Genomic DNA, 17116 nt, shown 5'->3' with positions numbered 1-17116 from the left:
TCTTCTTATTTTTATTGGTCAGTATTCTCTCTTTTGCGCAAAGAAAGCCAAAAGATACATTGGGAGTATCCGACTGTACAGAATTTTATAAAGAAGGATTATCAGTCCATAAGGGCATCTCTCCTATTACGAATAGCAACAGAAATTTATATGTTTATAAAATCTAACTACTTTCTTGCACTCCTATTCCTCCTCCTCATCTCCTGTAAAGAAAAGATACAGGACAAAAACAACTTTGTCATTTATCAGGCTGATCCTAAAAAACAAAATGTAAAACTATATTGGAAGGACAGTCAAAATAAAATTCTGAAAAGCATCAAAAATCTGAAAAATGATGTAGAATCCAGGAATGAAAAATTACTTTTCGCCATGAATGGCGGAATGTTTGAAGCAGATAATCTTCCAAAAGGACTGTACATTGAAAATTTTAAAATTTTAAAACCTATAGATACATTACAGGGCTCAGGAAACTTCTACCTTCAGCCTAACGGAATATTTTATTTAACTCAAAACAATGAGCCGGTAATTTCCGAAACAAAAAAATATAAACACAATACGACAATCAAATATGCCACTCAATCCGGGCCAATGTTGTTAATTGGCGGAAAAATAAATCCTATCTTTCAAAAAGATTCTAAAAACCTGAATATCAGGAACGGTGTTGGTATTCTGGAAAATGGAGAGATTATTTTCGCCATGTCTAAAAAGGAAATCAACTTTTATAGTTTTGCACAGCTTTTTAAAGAAATGGGCTGCAAAAATGCACTGTATCTTGACGGTTATGTTTCCAGAGCATATCTTCCTGAAAAAAACTGGATACAGACGGACGGAGATTTCGGAGTGATGATAGGAGTTACAGACCACAAATAAAGATTGTAGATCAATAGGGTTTTTAAGAAAAGAAAAGAAAAGTAAATTATACTTATCTTTCATTACTATTAGAAAAATCATTAACCCCTATTATCACTTTTATTATGAAAAAAATCATCCTGGATTTAGCGACAACCTTAGACGGATTCATTGAAGGGCCTAACGGAGAAATCGATTGGTGCATTCTGGATGATGATATGGATTTTGATGGCTTTATCTCTGGTATCGACACCATTTTCTATGGCCGGGTAAGCTACGATGCATGGGGAAATTATCTGCCCGACGAAAATGCAGCCCCGGAAGAACATGAATTCTGGAAAACCATCCAGTCAAAAAATAAATTCGTCTTTTCAAATCAAAACCGGGAGGATAAGAATGCAACGTTCATCCACTCCGATCTTGTGGAAAAAATTTCAGAAATAAAAAAACAGGGCGGAAAAGACATTTGGCTGTACGGTGGTGCAAGTCTTATTAAAACGTTCATTCAAAATAACCTGATTGATGTTTACAGAATATCTGTACATCCTGTTGCTTTAGGAAACGGAAAACCTCTTTTTGAAGATCTGAAGGAAAGATTGAATTTAAAACTTATGGAAACCAATGTGTTTAAATCCGGTGTAGTACAGCTTATTTATCATCCATAAAACTGAAATTATTCCCTCGTCAACGAATCTCAAGATAGCAGACAGAATACCAATCAGTTATGGCATTATTTTTAATTTCAAATACAATATCTTCCTAACCATGAATATAAAATTAGAATCTGTCATCCTGTATGTACAAAATACCAGTCTGCTTAGAAATTTTTATGTTGAAAATTTTAATTTCAAAGTTCTTGAAGAGGACTCTATTTGGGTTCTGATGAATGCCGGAACTGTTAATATCGGACTTCATAAAATCGGAGATCAGTACCTGGAAAAAATAGAAAATGGTCATCAGTTTGACAACAATACCAAACTTGTTTTTGAAGCAGACACAGATATTGAGACTGCAAGAAATGAACTGTTGTCAAAAAACGTACATATGAGGGAAGTCAAAACTTTTGAGAACTATGATTTCTGGTTGTGTGACGGGACAGATCCTGAAGGAAATGTATTTCAGTTAAAATGTAAAAAATAGTAACTGAGGTTCGTTTTTTTTAACCCATTTTTTGAAACACTGAAATTATATTGAAGTTTTAAAAAATCTATTATTTTCATAACCCACAAAATTTATTATCATGAATGCAAAAAAAATACTTGGCTTCATCTGTTTATGCACGATCCATTTAGGGTTTGGACAAAATATAACGGCTATTGAAAAACAACTGAATGAAGCCTTTCAAAAAATTAATTATTGGTCTTCTGAAGGCAGAGATTTTAAAAATTCTTATGATTCTTTGGCTGCTGCCAACACAAAATTTGAAAAATTATTAGTTCGATACACTTCTTCTCATCCTCAAACCATAACCAATGATTTCAAATTTCTTGAAAAAAACGGATTGATCATTGCAACCTCAGAAGACGGTAAATTCCGGATCTATTCCTGGGATACCTGGACCGGCGGAACTATGCATTTCTTTAAAAATATATTTCAGTATAAGTCTGATCAAAAAGTATATTCGAAGGCTGGAGAAAACCAGGGTGAAGGAGACCCGGGATCTTATTATTATCAGATCAATGATATTATCTCAGAAAACAAAAAATACTATCTTGCTCAAAACAAAGCAATTCTGAGTTCAGGGATGAGCTATCATAATATTAAAGTTTTTTCCATTGACAATGGACAATTGAATGACAAAGCCCAGCTCATCAAAACACTAAGCGGAATAAAAAACCAACTGGGATATGAAGTAGATCTTACCGCTTCAGCCAACAGAAATTATGAAGGTAGAGATTACGAGATTGAATATGATCCTAAAAATAAAATCATCAGTATTCCTGTAATTCAGGCTGATTCTAAGGTTACTGCTAAAAAGATCCGTTATCAGTTTAAAGGAAAATATTTTGAGAAACTGTAACGATCGTGAAATATCTGTTAATACCCATTTTATTATTTTCTTCGTCCTTTTATAGCCAGCAATGCAGTTGTTCACAAAAACCGGAACTGAAAGATGTAATTTCCTGTGAGGCTACCCTATTGCAGAATGAAGCAAAGATATATTGGGAATATGACTGCAATTCTTCATGGATAACTTTTCAAAAAGGGAAAGAAAAAATAAAAATTTTTGAACTTGAAAAAGAATTTATAGAGCTAAGCGGAAGATTGGGTTATAGAAACTGGACAGAATATAAAAATACTTTTCTCATCGAATACAGACCATCACGCTGAATGTTAAATAACAAAAAACATTTAAAAATGCCTGCTACCATTGAAATAAAAAACAGAACCAATTGGTTGATGACCCTTATCACAAGCCTTGCATTAGTTATACTCTTTTTTATTATTTTAGTTATAATTCCTTTGACATCCGCTGAAAAAACCTATTTACTTTCCACATTGAGCTATATCTTCACAGTAGCTCCTTTTGTAGCTTTTTTTATTCTGTTCCTATATCTTTGGCTGTGGAATACCTTTGGAAAAACCATTCTCAAGATTGAAACGGATTCTATAACTGTAATACATAAAAATAAATTATTTAAGGCTCCCAACACCTTCCTGAAACAGGAAATTAAGGATATTCAGACAATAGATCAGAGAATAGAAAAGTATAAATTCGGAGTTCGTTATCATTTTTCATGGACAGGAGCTACCTATTCCGTTGTACTGGCAGACAAAAACGGGGAGAAAAGAATTGTAGACTGGATTACAAAAGAAAAAGCTGATGAAATAGCTGATAAAATAAAAAAAGAATGGTGTTGGAATTAAGCATCTCAAAATAAGATAATTTTTACTGACGAAATAACTATTAAAATGTACAACCCTACTAGAAGAAATAAAAACATCGGAACCGAAATCCAAGGTTACGGTGTAAAATAATCTCTTATTCATACGAATCAAAAATACTTATCCGGAACCGATGTCAAATAATCCAATTATTTTTCAAAACCCAATGTAATACTACTTCTTTTATAATTGTCTTATCTAAAAAGATACATGAAAGTTATTTTAACCTGCCTTCTCCTACTCTTGGCAGCCAACCCTGTTTTTTCACAAAAAACTAAACAAATTGAGCAATTACTGGAAGCTTATGATAAAGCAGGCAAATTCAGCGGCACTGTTCTTGTCGCTGAAAAAGGAAAAATTATTTTCGAAAAAAGTTACGGCTACAGAAACGGTCCTAAAAAAGAAAAAAATACCAACAAAAGTCTTTACAGAATCTTTTCCACCACAAAAATGTTCACTTCCACAGTCATTCTGAAGCTGGAAGAAGAAGGAAAATTATCGATCAGCGACAAACTTTCCAAATATTATCCAGATTTTCCCAAAGGAGACAGTATCACCATTGCGAATCTTCTTTCCCACACTTCAGGAATTCCTAATGAAACAGGCTCAGAAAATACGGTAGATGAAGAAACATTCATCAAATATATTTCGGCAAAACCATTGAATTTCCCACCTAATACAAAATGGGACTACTCCAACTCCGGATATTATATTCTAGGATATATCATTAAAAAGGTGACCGGAATGGATTATGACAAGGCTATTGAAAGCTATATTCTTAAACCACTGCAGATGAATCATACCGGTTTCCACTTTAATACTGTTACAGATGAGAACAAAGCCTTTGGATATGATTTTTTATTAGACCATGCATCTACCGAAGCCTTTCGTTTTAAAACAGATCATCCATTTGCAGCAGGTGCAATGTATTCTACTGTTGGCGATCTTTTCAAATTCAATGAGTCTTTTAAAAACAATACAATTCTTAAAAAGGAAACTACTGAAAAAATGTTTACACCTTATCTTAACGATCATTATGGATTGGGCAGTGATGTCATCATTAATAATGGTAAAAAAAGTGTTGGGCATGGCGGCGGCGGTCCCGGCTACCGGAGCATATATTACAAAATTCTGGAGGATGATATTTGTTTCATCGCCCTGTCAAATTCTACATTATCACATACAGATATCATCGTACCGAAGATTGAAAATATAATATATCATAAGCCTTATAAGATTCCTACTGCTGTAAAAATTAATCAACAGGAACTAAAAAAACTGGAAGGAATTTACTCTGCTGGAAACACTAAATTTTATGTAACTGCTCTGGACGGGCAGGTTCTATTCAGAGAAAATGGATATCCTATATGTTCACTATTCCCTGTCAGCAATACTTCATTTCAGCTGGATGACAATGTTACGTTCACCTTCAAACCGGATGAAACAGGAAAAATTAATTCTGTGATGGTTAAGCTTCGCGATGGAAGTGTGAAAACAGGAACAAAGACAACAGATAATTATCTATGGGGAATTATCGGAGATGCAACTCCAGGTGGATGGGACGGAAAAGATACCCCATTGCAGGCAGATACTCAAAAACCGAATCTCTATTTTCTCAAAAATTATCATCTGAAAAAGGGTAAGCTAAAATTCAGACTGGATAATGATTGGGGCTACAATCTTGGTTTAAATAACGATGGGAAGACTATTGCACTTAATGCTTATGATTTCCTGATTGGAGAAGAGGGTCAGTATGATATTCTACTGGATATGTCTGATCCCATAAAACCTCAGTACAATATTAAAAAATCTGTTCAATAAAAAACCGTTATCATATTTTTTAAAAGCCCGATGATCTGCTATCCGGGCTTTTTTATTTTAATTTTCACAATTACAGCCATACAAAAACTTTATTATCAGAACGGAATCTTATTTGAAACAGGGATTCATATTTTTCTTATTTTTACATGACAAAAATCATATTACAAAATATTTCGTATGCCTCATTTCATCATTGAATGTTCACAGGATGTCCTCTGGCAAAGAACCTCCAATGAAATTATGGATGCTGTATATACAGTAGCCGAGTCTGCAGGGTTATTTGCTGCTAATGATATCAAGGTAAGACTTCAGCCTTATCAGTATTATCGGTTGGGAAAGCATAAGAACAACTTTCTGCATGTCTTTGGATATATTATGGAAGGGCGCAGCACAGAACAAAAAGCAGATCTTTCGACACAGATTGTCACCCTGCTGACAGCATTACTTCCTGATGTTTCTTTTCTCTCTGTGAATATCAATGAATTTGAAGCAGCAACCTACAGCAATAAGGCGCTTATTAATCCTGAAAACAATGATAGGGATAGGCATTTCGGACTTTAATTCCCATTTTAAAACCAAAATATTAATATCATGAGCTTAAAAACATTAATCACCAAAACAGTTCAGTACAACAATTGGGTAGTCAATAAATACATTGACTGGTTATCCACAAAATCTGATGAACAGCTTAATCAGGAAGTTATTTCCAGCTTTCCCACTATTTTAAAGACCCTGCATCATATCTGGCAAACCCAGGAATACTGGTGGAGCCATATTTCCGGAAACAATGATTTCGATTTTGCCAAAACCACCGCTGAAACCAGCAAAGAAGAAGTTTTTAGCAACATAAAGAGTAACTCTCAAAAGCTGGTAGATTATGTGGAAACCTTATCTGAAGAGGAATTGTCAAAAAATGTAAAAATAGAATCTCAGTGGTTTCAATGTGATTTTTCAAAATATGAATACATTCAACATGTTGTTCTTCATGGAACTTACCATAGAGGACAGATTGTGACAATGGGCCGTAATGTCGGCATCACGGATGCTCCTATGACCGATTTCAACTTCTGGAATATCTATAAAGACAAAGAATAAGGCTTCTGTTATTTTAATCTTTTATTATTCACTATGACCACTACAACCATAGAACTTAGCCTGAATCAGGAAAAAAAATCCAATACCTTTTGGAAATTATATCGTCTCCTGAGTTTAAAAATATAGGGGTACAGATCATGGAACCTTTTATACTGATTAATCCGCTTGAATAAATTGAATTAAAAAATCAAATGGGGAAACTTTTTGAACTTATTTCCGATGATGCTCTTGAAAAATTGGATGAATATTATACGGAATGCCATGTCTGTGAAAAAACAAATGTTGACCTATACCCTTACCAGGGACAAGTTACTTTAGAAAATGGTGAGATTGATGATGATATTTATGCTGCCTGCCATGAGTGCCTGCACTCTAAACTGATGGTCCACACCTGCAGTTTTCTGTATAAGGAAACTATTGAAAAATATCTCCTCTCATTAAATTGTCCCTCAAACTACACAGCAGAACTCAAAGAAGTTTTAATCAAAAAGTACAACCGGACTCCGGATATCCCTATATTTATGCAAAAACCTGATATGCCTCTTTGTTGTGAAAATATCACTGAATTTACAGGTTATCCACAAAATAATGATGACCTGTATAACATCAGTGAAAAGTACAGGTACTGGGAAGAAGGGGTCAAAGAAAAAAGTAAGTATTATGATTTTAAAACTTATGGAAGTCCGGAAAATCTGAGAGAAATAGCTGCTTTTCAGTGCTTACATTGTGGTGAAAAATATTTTACATTTCAGTTTTCTTAGGACTTATTTTAATTTTTTAGGCTATTTTCGTGAAAAATAATCCATGAAAAAAATTCTCAAATTTTTCAAATACTTCTTTATGACAGTATTTGCTATCATTTTAATTTCCGTTGTTTATATATTAATTAGCAATAAAATTTTTATCGGCAGTACAGATTCTGAATTTACTGATTACCTGAAAAACAACCATGTCTCCGCTAATGATAAAATAGACAGCAAGTTGTTTGATGATAACTTTTACAATTCCCAGGTTATTCTTTTAGGAGAAGTTCATGGATATGCAGACAATCAAAAACTGGATCAGGAGCTTCTTACATTTTTAAATCAAAAAGCCGGAGTCAGATATTACATTGCTGAAATGGACAGTACCAATTCTCACAAGCTGAATCTTTTCCTTCATGGCAATACAAAGGATCAAAACCTGCTTAAAGAAGTGGTATTGGCTGTACAAAAACGAATTCCACAGCAGTCCAGTAAAGAACTATTGGAAAAATGGAATCATATGTATGACTACAACCAGACGTTACAGGATTCTTTAAAAATTTCCGTTATTGGAATTGATACTGACTTTAATGACAATTCCCGCAAAATCTCCAGAGATTCAGCAATGATCATGAATTTTAAAAACTCGGTAAAAAAACTAAATATCGGACATAAGAAATTTTACGGACTTTTCGGATTTTATCATGTGCTTCAGCATGGTGTAAAAAAGAATGAAAAACCTTTTGCAGAAAGACTTAAAAACTCAGGTTTTAAAACTTCAAGCATTGTAAGCTATACTCTGGACAGCGAAATGTACCTTCCGAAAAATCCACAGTTCCCGACACCTGACGATCAAAAAGTAGGCTGGATCAATGCAGATGGTCCATTGATGCTGGTAAAAGGAATCAATGATTTTAAAGAATTTACACAATCCAATTCCATCACATTGTTTAAGCTGAATGCTAATAGCTCTCCTTATCAACATTCAAACAAACTGATCTCTGTAAAATCTACCATGTTCGGAGAAAGCTTTACGCCAAAGGAAAACACAAACACTCTTGATTATTTCCAGTATATGGTATTATTAAGAAATTCAAAGGCTTTAACCCCATTACAATAAATAGGGTACAGCTGATATTTATTCTATGAGAAAAATTATTCTTTTTTTGTCGGCATCTACCATACTTTCCTGCTCCACAGGAAAGACTACAACAGTTACGGAGAATAAATTTAATTATAACAGATTAGAGAAGATTCCCGACAGTGTAAAAGTAGAGGGCATTGTCATCAAAAACCTTTTTAAACATCAGCTGCTTGCTCATAAAGATCAGCAATATGATTCTATAAGAATTGTTCAAAAAGTCTATCTACCGCATAAAAAATTATGGGATAGCTGCTATGGAGTTATTTTTGGGGACGAAAATGCTCATCTCTTCAACAATCCTAAAGGCATGATGGCCTGGAATAAAACTTTCTACCAGAAAAATAAACAGGAACTTGAAAATAGGGCCAATAATATTTTAAATATTGATCTCAAAAAACATTTTAAGGAAACCCTGACCAGGTTCAACAAGCTAGTTCCTTATCAACCTAAAGCCAGAATAAGTTTACTCTTTACTCCTATTACAGGAATTTCCTTTGGTGGATGTAATGCCGAGCAGTTTGCTTTAGAGCTTAATCATAAAAATGTAGATATTCGTTATTCCCTTGAAAAAGCACTTCCCCATGAACTGAATCATCTGGTGTATGAGCATTTCAGACAGGCTGACAGCAATGGAGGAAATGCACTGAGCCAAACGATAGACGAAGGTTTTGCCTGTTATTTCACTTATGTATTCTTTGACCACAAAATGGAAAAGTATGAAGCTGTGGAAAATATGACAAAAGAAAACTGGGCATGGTATATCAAAAATGAAAAGGAAATATTCACAAAATTAAAACCTTCTTTTGCAGATCAATCAGGAAACAATCCATTGTTGAGAAATGATAAATTCAAGCTTTTTCCTGATGCTCCCAAATCTATGAACTATTGGCTGGGATTCAGAATCATCGAAAAATATGTTGAAAAAAACGGCCCTGATTCATGGAAAGATGTCTATCAGTTAAGCGCCAGTGATCTTCTTGAAAAAAGTGGTTACGAAAAATATATTGAAAGTCTTTAGCAATATTCAATTTAAAAATAAACAAAAATTACAGCTTTAATCGCTATTCTTTTCATTTAAAGAATAAGAAAAACTCTGACCTACAGGGAATATGGAAAAACATGTTGATAACTTTTAAAAAAAAGAAAATCTTTATTTCACAAATGTGGATAACTTTTTAACACTATTTAAATAAAACAGTTAAAACACTAATATTAAAATATTTAAACAAAATAAATTATCCACATAAAGTTTCCTGCGAGTAAAAAAGATGTGGATAATTTTATGTGGATAACTTTTTTACGCATACTCTCATTCCTTATTTAACACAGAAAAAATGAGTTTTCAATAGCAAAAGAAGACACAAATATTTTAATCATAAATATTTATAATTATTTTTTTTGTAATTTTAAAAAACAAATAAATCACTATAAAAAGATATAAATGAAAAAACAAACTCACTCTACATAAAGAAAAAAATAAGAGCATCATTAAAACTGCAGCTATTATATCCCTCTGCTTATTCCCAATCAGATAGTATAGCATAGCTGCCAACAGATCCATCACAACGGCCAAAGTATCATTATCACCTCACCGCTGAAGAAGATCACCCACAAAACAATGAAAACAATGAAAACAATTTAATACCCTCATTCCATGACAACACCAGACATCCAGAAAAAAATCATTCCCTATATTGGAGAAACTGCTCCGTACATTAATATTCCGGAACATATTATTTTTAATGATCACAGCATAGAAACAGAAATATCCGGTTGGGATTTCAGCAATGAAAATCTCACCAATCTCTTGAAAGCTCTTGCTTCATTAGGAAGCTGCAGCCTATACAAACTGCTAAACAATTCTTCTGAAGAAAAGATTTATTTCCTCGGAGAAAAATTAAGAATCAGAAAATTATCCTACAAAGCCATTCCTGACACTCTTTTGATTACCGGTGGAAGCTATCTGGAATCCAAAAGGAAAGGCAAATCATGTCTTAATGCAAAAGATAAGCAATCTGGAGAGATCCTGTATTCTTTTGAACTTGATTATCATATCATATCCCAGGATGCATTTGGAGTTTTTTATAAGGATTTTTTCGATGATACTCTTATTGAAACTTACGATGAAAAACTTCCGGAAGGCAAAATCAACTATACTGCAGACCCGCATCAGTTTACCATATCCATCATGCCTTTTACCCTGAATCAGTGTAAAGGACATTTTGAAAACCACCCAATTGTTCCTTTTGTCTTCATCGCCAACTGTGTCCTTAGAGAGATTTTCAATTTTCTAGGAAACAAAGGCTCTTATGAAATCGACAGTCTGGAAGGCTATGCCTCCAAAGCAATGCCTATTGGAACAGAATTTCTGATTGAAGTTTTTCAACAGAAATTTTTAAAGAACCTCATCTACTTCAAATGCGAAATCAAAGACATTGCAGGAAATTCTTATGCTGTAATGATTATTAACATCAAGTCGGAACCAACCTCATAATAAACAACTTCAATTACTTCAATACCCTCTGAAAAATCATATTTCCGGGGGTATTTTCGTGTTTACGTTAATATAAAATTATATTTTTACATCAAACACCAAATCAATGAGAAACATTACTAAAAATACATTCATCATCTTATTATACTCCTTTCTTTTTACAGGATGTAACACTCAGCAGCAAAGTAATTTTAAAGCAAAAGAAATTTATAAGTCTGATCAACTTATCATTACTCAGATTTCTGAGAATTCTTTTATCCATACCTCTTTTAAGCAGACCAATGATTTCGGAAACGTACCCTGTAATGGCCTTATTGTAAAAGCTGCTGATGAAACTATTGTATTTGATACTCCAACAAATGACAAAGGTTCAGAAGAACTGATTCAATGGATCAATAAAACCCTTCATTCAAAAATTAATGCCATTATTCCTACTCATTTTCATGATGACAGTCTGGGTGGATTACAGGCATTTCATAACCACCACATCTCTTCCTATGCCTATTCCAAAACTATTGATCTGGCACGGGAAAATAACTTTACTGTTCCTGAAAACAGCTTTAGCGATTCTTTGGTATTAAAAGTAGGTGATAAAAAAACGATTACAAAATTTTTAGGAGAAGGTCATACAAAAGATAATACAGTTGGATATTTTCCCAGTGAAAATGTATTGTTTGGAGGCTGCCTGCTAAAAGAACTGGAAGCTGGTAAAGGATATTTGGGTGATGCCAATGTTTCAGACTGGTCCGCTACAGTTGAAAAAGTAAAAAAAGAATATCCTAATGTAAAAATCGTTATTCCGGGGCATGGTGAATATGGAGATCAGAAATTACTTGATTATACAATTACTTTATTTAAAGTGCAGCAAAGGTAAGCTACAGAAAGCTTTACCTTGAATTCCACAGCCTTTTTGTACCTTCGTTTCTAAATATTATTTATACACCAAAAAAAATCATGGAAAAATATACAATATCTTCTGATGGTCAAAAAATTCATTATAGAGAATCCGGAGACGGAAGTACAGCAATCATCATGATCCACGGCTGGCTCGGCAATACTGAATGGTGGGCAGATCAGCAGAAATATTTTGCACCCAAATATCGTGTTATACAAATAGATCTGGCAGGCCACGGTAAATCTGATTCTTCCAGAAATGACTGGACGAGTTCCCGGTATGCTGATGATATAAAAGCGGTAGCTGACGCCATAGACTCACAGAACATTATACTGGTAGGTCATTCAATGAGCGGAGCTTATGTTCTTGAAGCTTCGTTGAGAATTCCACAGGTAAAAGCTCTTGTTCTGGTAGATACTTTGAAGAACCTTGATGAATCTTTTACTGAGGAACAGGCAGAGGAAATAATGTTTTCCCATTACAGAACAGATTTTAAATATGCAGTGGAAAACTTCCTGCCTCAGTATCTTTTTGCAGAAAAAACACCTGCTGCTGTAAAGGACAGGTTACAAAAAGAATTCCTTCAAAACGAGCCGGAAATGGTCATCAATCTTCTCAAACCTTTATACAAAACCGATTTTACAACCATTGCAGAGCAGGTTCAAATTCCGGTAATCGCTATTAATTCGGATGCTTCCCCTACAAATATAGATGCTAATCGCAAATATTTAAAGGATTACAACTATGTAACCATGACAGAAGTGGGACATTATCCTATGCTTGAAAAGCCGGAAGAATTCAATACTATACTTGATGGAATTTTAAAAAAACTAGTTTAATACTGAATCCCCGGGCCATGCAGAATACAAAAATTTTCACCACAACTTTTGCCAGTGTTTATCCGCATTACATTCAAAAGGCGGAGAAAAAGGGACGCACAAAATCTGAGGTTCATGAAATCATTCACTGGCTTACCGGTTATGATGAGCAAGGACTTCAGGAGCAACTGGATCAGAGAAATGATTTTAAGACCTTTTTTGAACAAGCTCCCAGGATGAACCCTAACGCTGCATTAATCAAAGGAGTTATCTGCGGATATCGTGTAGAAGAAATAGAGGATGAACTGATGAGGAAAATCCGATATCTTGATAAGCTGATTGATGAATTGGCCAAAGGAAAAAAAATGGAAAAGATACTAAGGGAATGATTTTAATCAACCTTAATTGATCATCAGGTATTATTTTTAATTTAATATCATAGAACCAGCATTGTTTATAAAAAAACATTATGCTCTCCTCAACTGGCTGATTAATTATATAGATCAGAAATGGGAACATATTTCCTGCGATACCTAATAAACTTCAGCAATAAGAATATACAGAAACTGAACAACAACTTATATTAGGACAGTACAAACTGTCAGCACTTAACATATCTTAAATGAAAAACATACAACGAGAAGATCTCCAAATCCTCAGCCGGCACAGCAATCTGAGTGAAGAAGAAATCAAAACAGTTCTTAAAGATACCATTTACAGCAGCACAGAAGCCTGGCAAAAATTTCTTAAATTATTCCTGATTAGTCTGGGAATAGGGCTTACCGTATCCGGAATTATTTTCTTCTTTGCTTACAATTGGGCAGAGCTTCCTAAATTTGCAAAAATCGGATTAACAGAAATACTGGTTATTACCACTACAGGTTTAGCAGTACTTCCTAAAATCAACAGCAACATCCGAAATATCATCCTTACAGGAGCATCAGCCTTAGTAGGAGTTCTGTTTGCAGTATTCGGACAGATCTATCAAACCGGTGCCGATGCTTATGACTTTTTTCTGGCCTGGACTCTTTTTATAACACTTTGGGTGATCATATCAGATTTTGCCCCTTTATGGCTTCTCTATATAGTTTTAATAAACACCACCCTTGTTTTATACTCTCAGCAGGTAGCAAAAGACTGGGAAAACATGAGTATTCTTATTCTGATGTTTATCCTTAACACCGTTATTTTAATCAGCTCAATTCTTATATCTCATTATAAAAAGATTCATGTTCCCCATTGGTTTACCAACATTTTAGCATTGGCCGTTATCAGTATATCGACATTTGGACTTTGTCTGGATATTACTGAGATTCATAAAACATCGTTATACATTCTAGCTCCACTCAGCACTGTTGTATATGCTTCAGGAATCTGGTATGGTTTCAAAACGAAAAACAGCTTTTATTTTGCCATTATTCCGTTGAGTATTGTCATTATTATCTGCTCTTTACTGTTCAAGACAGTAGATGGTGAGGCCATATTCTTATTGGTTTTCTTTTTCATAGTTGTGAGCATCACCCTCATCATTAAAAATCTGATGAACCTTCAAAAAAAATGGAAAAATGACAAATAGAGAACATATAAAAAAACTGATGGATCATCTTCAGACTGAGAGTAACAGGGAAATTCATTTTGATGAAAATTCTATTATGGCAGCTTATGAGGAAAAAGACAATAATCACCAATCATTATCTATCAAAATATTATCCATAATTGGTGGAATGATGGCATGTCTTACCTTCCTGGGCTTTATTTTTTTGTTTCAGGTTTTTGATTCTCCCACAGGAGCAGGTATATTGGGTGTAATCTGTATTGCAGGTTCTTCGCTGATCAGCAGAATATCCGGAAAAACAATTATAGATACCTTAAGTGTTTCTTTTTTCATTACTGGTTTTGCTCTCCTTGGCTTTGCTCTTTCTACCGAAGGAGACAGCGTCTACATGGTATTCATTGTCATTGCATTATGCACCTTGTTTCTGGTTCAAAGCTATATCCTTTCCTTTATTTCAGTATTGATCATCAATGGAAGTATAGTTGCATTTTCTCAGACTCATGATACTTACAGTCTGATCTCAGCAATTATTATATTTCAAACAGTAATAATAACATTCCTATTTCTTCAGGAAGCAAAAATAATTACCAAAAACAAGATATTGTCTAAGCTGTATGATCCGGTTCGGGCAGGAATGGTCTTTTCATTTATATTTACTCTTGTATTTTCAGGACTGGCATCTTTTCTCCACCTGACAGAGCATTATTATGACTGGATCCCGTCTGTTGTGATTATGCTGGCTATCCTTTATGTAGTATTTCTTCTATTCAGAACATTAAAGGTAACCAGTACAACTTATAAAATTATTATTTACACTCTTACTGTTTTATTTTTACTGCCCACTTTACTAACACCTACCATATCGGGAGCAGTCCTGATTATTCTGTTAAGCTTTTTTGTCAATTACAGAACAGGATTGGTTTTAGCCATCATTGCTCTGATCTATTTTATCGGACGTTTTTATTACGATCTTGGTTTTACCTTATTGATCAAATCCATACTCCTTTTCGGATCAGGAATTAGCTTTCTGGCAATTTACTTCTTCACTCACAAAAAACTGACAGCAAATGAATAAATATAAATGGCTTATCATCATTCTCAACCTTGTTCTGTTGTTGGTATACTTTAATTATTCCGTAGTGGAAAAAGAAACTTTGCTAAAAAACGGACAACCCATCTTATTAAAGCTGGCACCCGTGGATCCGCGCTCACTGATGCAGGGTGACTATATGAACTTACGGTATGATATCGCGAATAACATTAATGCGGAAAAGATTCCCAAACGTGGCTATTGTGTGGTAAAACTTGATACAAAAGGAATTGCCGAACAGGTTCGCTTTCAAAAAGACCCTACTCCATTAAGAACCGGAGAACACCTCATCAAATATACCTCACCCAATCAATGGAGAATTAATATCGGCGCCGAGTCTTTCTTTTTCCAGGAAGGGCAGTCAGAAAAATACGATGCCGCCGAATATGGTGGAATAAAAACAGACAAAGACGGAAACAGTCTGTTGATAGGATTATACGACGAAAACTTAAAACTGATTAAATAATATAGAGAATGGAAGAAATAAAATCATCAAAATTTATAAATCCGGAAAAGAGGTTTTATAAACAATACTCTTCCGGAATTCCTGAAATATAATCAACAGAATCCATCCCAATTCAGGGATGGATTTTTATTTACAACCCATCAGTTATTGATAAATCCTATTGCCAAAGCCTTTTCTATCTCAAAAATCTTTCCGAAATTAGCGGCCTGTGTATTAAATATAATTAATGAAATAAAAATTTAAATTAAAACATACAGCAAAACTTAGTATAAGTTTTCTTCGGGGCAGGGTGAAATTCCCTACCGGCGGTTACAGTCCGCGACTCCTTTCATCTGAAGGGACTGATTTGGTGAAATTCCAAAACCGACAGTTAAAGTCTGGATGGGAGAAGAAAATGAAACGTACGGTAAGATCCTTTCTGGGCTCTTGCGGTATCGTATTTCATTTCCATGTACCGAAGACTATTTTAACTTTTAAAAGTAAAATAACATGGAAAAATTATTAGAAAAATTCGGAGCAACCTCCAAAGAACGTGTAGAAAAAGCACTTTCAACATTACAACAGGGAAAAGGTATTCTTTTAGTAGACGATGAAAACCGCGAAAATGAAGGTGATATCATCTTTCCCGCTTCCACTATTACAGAACAGGACATGGCACTTCTGATCCGCGAATGCAGCGGTATCGTCTGCTTATGCATTTCTGAAGAGAAAAGTAAACATCTGAACCTTCGTCCGATGGTGGAAAACAATAATTCAAAAAATCAGACTGCATTTACCATTTCTATTGAAGCCAAAGAAGGCGTGGAATCCGGAGTTTCAGCTAAAGACCGCGTAACGACCATCAGAACAGCAGTTGCTGCAGAGGCGCAGGCGGAGCATATTGCAAGCCCGGGACATGTATTTCCACTAATCGCCAAAAAAAATGGCGTCTTTGAAAGACGTGGTCACACAGAAGGCAGTGTAGATCTTGTAAAAATGGCTAATCTTGGTGATGATGCAGTACTTTGTGAACTTACCAATGAAGATGGTTCTATGGCAAGACTTCCGGAAATCGTAGATTTTGCCATCAAAAAAGACATGAGTGTAGTAACCATTGAAGATATTTACGCTTATCGCAAAATGGTTATGAGCAACTAAACTTATAGATATTTAATACACAGAACAGCCGCCCGATACTATGGGCGGCTTTTTATTTCATATGAAGCCTACTTCTTGTTAAAATAATTTTTTTTTAAATAAAAAGATATAATTATTTAAATA

General features: G+C 34.4%; 20 protein-coding genes and 1 riboswitch. All 20 genes read left to right on the top strand.

What is annotated here, in order from left to right; translation table 11 throughout:
- Nucleotides 1–150: 150 nt before the first annotated feature.
- The 20 genes from WH267_RS15020 to ribB all read left to right on the top strand — a co-directional run bounded on the left by WH267_RS15020 (nt 151) and on the right by ribB (nt 16993).
- The gene (locus WH267_RS15020) at nt 151–870 is read left to right on the top strand and encodes a phosphodiester glycosidase family protein (RefSeq protein WP_340009361.1); all 720 of its coding nucleotides are present in this window, start codon (nt 151–153) and stop codon (nt 868–870) included.
- A 104-nt stretch (nt 871–974) separates the two neighbouring features.
- Nucleotides 975–1514, top strand: coding sequence for a dihydrofolate reductase family protein (locus WH267_RS15015; protein WP_340009358.1), 540 nt, complete (start codon nt 975–977; stop codon nt 1512–1514).
- A 100-nt stretch (nt 1515–1614) separates the two neighbouring features.
- A complete protein-coding gene (locus WH267_RS15010) occupies nt 1615–1989 on the top strand; it encodes a VOC family protein (protein WP_340009356.1) in 375 nt (124 codons plus the stop codon).
- Between the two features lie 100 nt (nt 1990–2089).
- Nucleotides 2090–2869, top strand: coding sequence for a hypothetical protein (locus WH267_RS15005; RefSeq protein WP_340009354.1), 780 nt, complete (start codon nt 2090–2092; stop codon nt 2867–2869).
- 5 nt (nt 2870–2874) lie between these two features.
- Nucleotides 2875–3180, top strand: a complete 306-nt coding sequence (locus WH267_RS15000) for a hypothetical protein (protein ID WP_340009352.1) — start codon at nt 2875–2877, stop codon at nt 3178–3180.
- A 27-nt stretch (nt 3181–3207) separates the two neighbouring features.
- On the top strand, nt 3208–3717 hold the full coding sequence (locus tag WH267_RS14995) for a hypothetical protein (RefSeq protein WP_340009350.1): 510 nt from the start codon (nt 3208–3210) through the stop codon (nt 3715–3717).
- Nucleotides 3718–3945: 228 nt separating this feature from the next.
- The gene (locus WH267_RS14990; RefSeq protein WP_340009349.1) at nt 3946–5556 is read left to right on the top strand and encodes a serine hydrolase; all 1611 of its coding nucleotides are present in this window, start codon (nt 3946–3948) and stop codon (nt 5554–5556) included.
- 177 nt (nt 5557–5733) lie between these two features.
- Nucleotides 5734–6117 carry a 5-carboxymethyl-2-hydroxymuconate Delta-isomerase gene (locus tag WH267_RS14985; protein WP_340009348.1) on the top strand — a complete coding sequence of 128 codons (384 nt, stop codon included), beginning with the start codon at nt 5734–5736 and terminating at the stop codon, nt 6115–6117.
- Nucleotides 6118–6147: 30 nt separating this feature from the next.
- Complete coding sequence (locus WH267_RS14980; protein ID WP_115970307.1) at nt 6148–6651, top strand: DinB family protein; 504 nt, start codon at nt 6148–6150, stop codon at nt 6649–6651.
- A gap of 191 nt (nt 6652–6842) precedes the next feature.
- Entirely contained in the window at nt 6843–7412 is a 570-nt protein-coding gene (locus tag WH267_RS14975; RefSeq protein WP_340009345.1) for a hypothetical protein, read from the top strand.
- Between the two features lie 43 nt (nt 7413–7455).
- Nucleotides 7456–8514, top strand: a complete 1059-nt coding sequence (locus tag WH267_RS14970; RefSeq protein WP_340009344.1) for a hypothetical protein — start codon at nt 7456–7458, stop codon at nt 8512–8514.
- A 25-nt stretch (nt 8515–8539) separates the two neighbouring features.
- A complete protein-coding gene (locus tag WH267_RS14965; protein WP_115970304.1) occupies nt 8540–9556 on the top strand; it encodes a DUF2268 domain-containing putative Zn-dependent protease in 1017 nt (338 codons plus the stop codon).
- Between the two features lie 636 nt (nt 9557–10192).
- A complete protein-coding gene (locus WH267_RS14960) occupies nt 10193–11032 on the top strand; it encodes a hypothetical protein (RefSeq protein WP_115970303.1) in 840 nt (279 codons plus the stop codon).
- 106 nt (nt 11033–11138) lie between these two features.
- Nucleotides 11139–11906 carry a CHM family subclass B1 metallo-beta-lactamase gene (gene blaCHM / locus WH267_RS14955; protein ID WP_340009342.1) on the top strand — a complete coding sequence of 256 codons (768 nt, stop codon included), beginning with the start codon at nt 11139–11141 and terminating at the stop codon, nt 11904–11906.
- 80 nt (nt 11907–11986) lie between these two features.
- Nucleotides 11987–12766, top strand: a complete 780-nt coding sequence (locus tag WH267_RS14950; protein ID WP_340009340.1) for an alpha/beta fold hydrolase — start codon at nt 11987–11989, stop codon at nt 12764–12766.
- Nucleotides 12767–12783: 17 nt separating this feature from the next.
- Complete coding sequence (locus tag WH267_RS14945) at nt 12784–13134, top strand: DUF2200 domain-containing protein (protein WP_340009338.1); 351 nt, start codon at nt 12784–12786, stop codon at nt 13132–13134.
- A gap of 233 nt (nt 13135–13367) precedes the next feature.
- Nucleotides 13368–14321, top strand: a complete 954-nt coding sequence (locus WH267_RS14940) for a DUF2157 domain-containing protein (protein ID WP_340009336.1) — start codon at nt 13368–13370, stop codon at nt 14319–14321.
- Nucleotides 14311–15375 (top strand): DUF4401 domain-containing protein, encoded by a 1065-nt coding sequence (locus WH267_RS14935; RefSeq protein WP_340009334.1) that lies wholly within the window; start codon nt 14311–14313, stop codon nt 15373–15375. The genes WH267_RS14940 and WH267_RS14935 overlap by 11 nt, the downstream gene beginning before the upstream one ends.
- A complete protein-coding gene (locus WH267_RS14930) occupies nt 15368–15856 on the top strand; it encodes a GDYXXLXY domain-containing protein (protein ID WP_340009333.1) in 489 nt (162 codons plus the stop codon). The genes WH267_RS14935 and WH267_RS14930 overlap by 8 nt, the downstream gene beginning before the upstream one ends.
- A gap of 271 nt (nt 15857–16127) precedes the next feature.
- Nucleotides 16128–16253, top strand: a riboswitch (FMN riboswitch).
- A gap of 92 nt (nt 16254–16345) precedes the next feature.
- A complete protein-coding gene (gene ribB / locus WH267_RS14925) occupies nt 16346–16993 on the top strand; it encodes a 3,4-dihydroxy-2-butanone-4-phosphate synthase (RefSeq protein WP_115970296.1) in 648 nt (215 codons plus the stop codon).
- The last annotated feature ends 123 nt before the right edge of the window (nt 16994–17116 follow it).

The sequence above is a fragment of the Chryseobacterium sp. MYb328 genome, assembly GCF_037572595.1.
Classification (GTDB): Bacteria; Bacteroidota; Bacteroidia; order Flavobacteriales; family Weeksellaceae; genus Chryseobacterium; species Chryseobacterium pennae.
Note: the sequence above shows the minus strand (reverse complement) of the source record. Positions and strands in the feature narration are given on the sequence as shown.

Coding starts and splice junctions, on each gene's coding strand:
- WH267_RS15020 (WP_340009361.1), top strand. CDS start 151: ATGTTTATAAAATCTAACTACTTTCTTGCACTCCTATTCCTCCTCCTC.
- WH267_RS15015 (WP_340009358.1), top strand. CDS start 975: ATGAAAAAAATCATCCTGGATTTAGCGACAACCTTAGACGGATTCATT.
- WH267_RS15010 (WP_340009356.1), top strand. CDS start 1,615: ATGAATATAAAATTAGAATCTGTCATCCTGTATGTACAAAATACCAGT.
- WH267_RS15005 (WP_340009354.1), top strand. CDS start 2,090: ATGAATGCAAAAAAAATACTTGGCTTCATCTGTTTATGCACGATCCAT.
- WH267_RS14995 (WP_340009350.1), top strand. CDS start 3,208: ATGCCTGCTACCATTGAAATAAAAAACAGAACCAATTGGTTGATGACC.
- WH267_RS14990 (WP_340009349.1), top strand. CDS start 3,946: ATGAAAGTTATTTTAACCTGCCTTCTCCTACTCTTGGCAGCCAACCCT.
- WH267_RS14985 (WP_340009348.1), top strand. CDS start 5,734: ATGCCTCATTTCATCATTGAATGTTCACAGGATGTCCTCTGGCAAAGA.
- WH267_RS14980 (WP_115970307.1), top strand. CDS start 6,148: ATGAGCTTAAAAACATTAATCACCAAAACAGTTCAGTACAACAATTGG.
- WH267_RS14975 (WP_340009345.1), top strand. CDS start 6,843: ATGGGGAAACTTTTTGAACTTATTTCCGATGATGCTCTTGAAAAATTG.
- WH267_RS14970 (WP_340009344.1), top strand. CDS start 7,456: ATGAAAAAAATTCTCAAATTTTTCAAATACTTCTTTATGACAGTATTT.
- WH267_RS14965 (WP_115970304.1), top strand. CDS start 8,540: ATGAGAAAAATTATTCTTTTTTTGTCGGCATCTACCATACTTTCCTGC.
- WH267_RS14960 (WP_115970303.1), top strand. CDS start 10,193: ATGACAACACCAGACATCCAGAAAAAAATCATTCCCTATATTGGAGAA.
- blaCHM (WP_340009342.1), top strand. CDS start 11,139: ATGAGAAACATTACTAAAAATACATTCATCATCTTATTATACTCCTTT.
- WH267_RS14950 (WP_340009340.1), top strand. CDS start 11,987: ATGGAAAAATATACAATATCTTCTGATGGTCAAAAAATTCATTATAGA.
- WH267_RS14945 (WP_340009338.1), top strand. CDS start 12,784: ATGCAGAATACAAAAATTTTCACCACAACTTTTGCCAGTGTTTATCCG.
- WH267_RS14940 (WP_340009336.1), top strand. CDS start 13,368: ATGAAAAACATACAACGAGAAGATCTCCAAATCCTCAGCCGGCACAGC.
- WH267_RS14935 (WP_340009334.1), top strand. CDS start 14,311: ATGACAAATAGAGAACATATAAAAAAACTGATGGATCATCTTCAGACT.
- WH267_RS14930 (WP_340009333.1), top strand. CDS start 15,368: ATGAATAAATATAAATGGCTTATCATCATTCTCAACCTTGTTCTGTTG.
- ribB (WP_115970296.1), top strand. CDS start 16,346: ATGGAAAAATTATTAGAAAAATTCGGAGCAACCTCCAAAGAACGTGTA.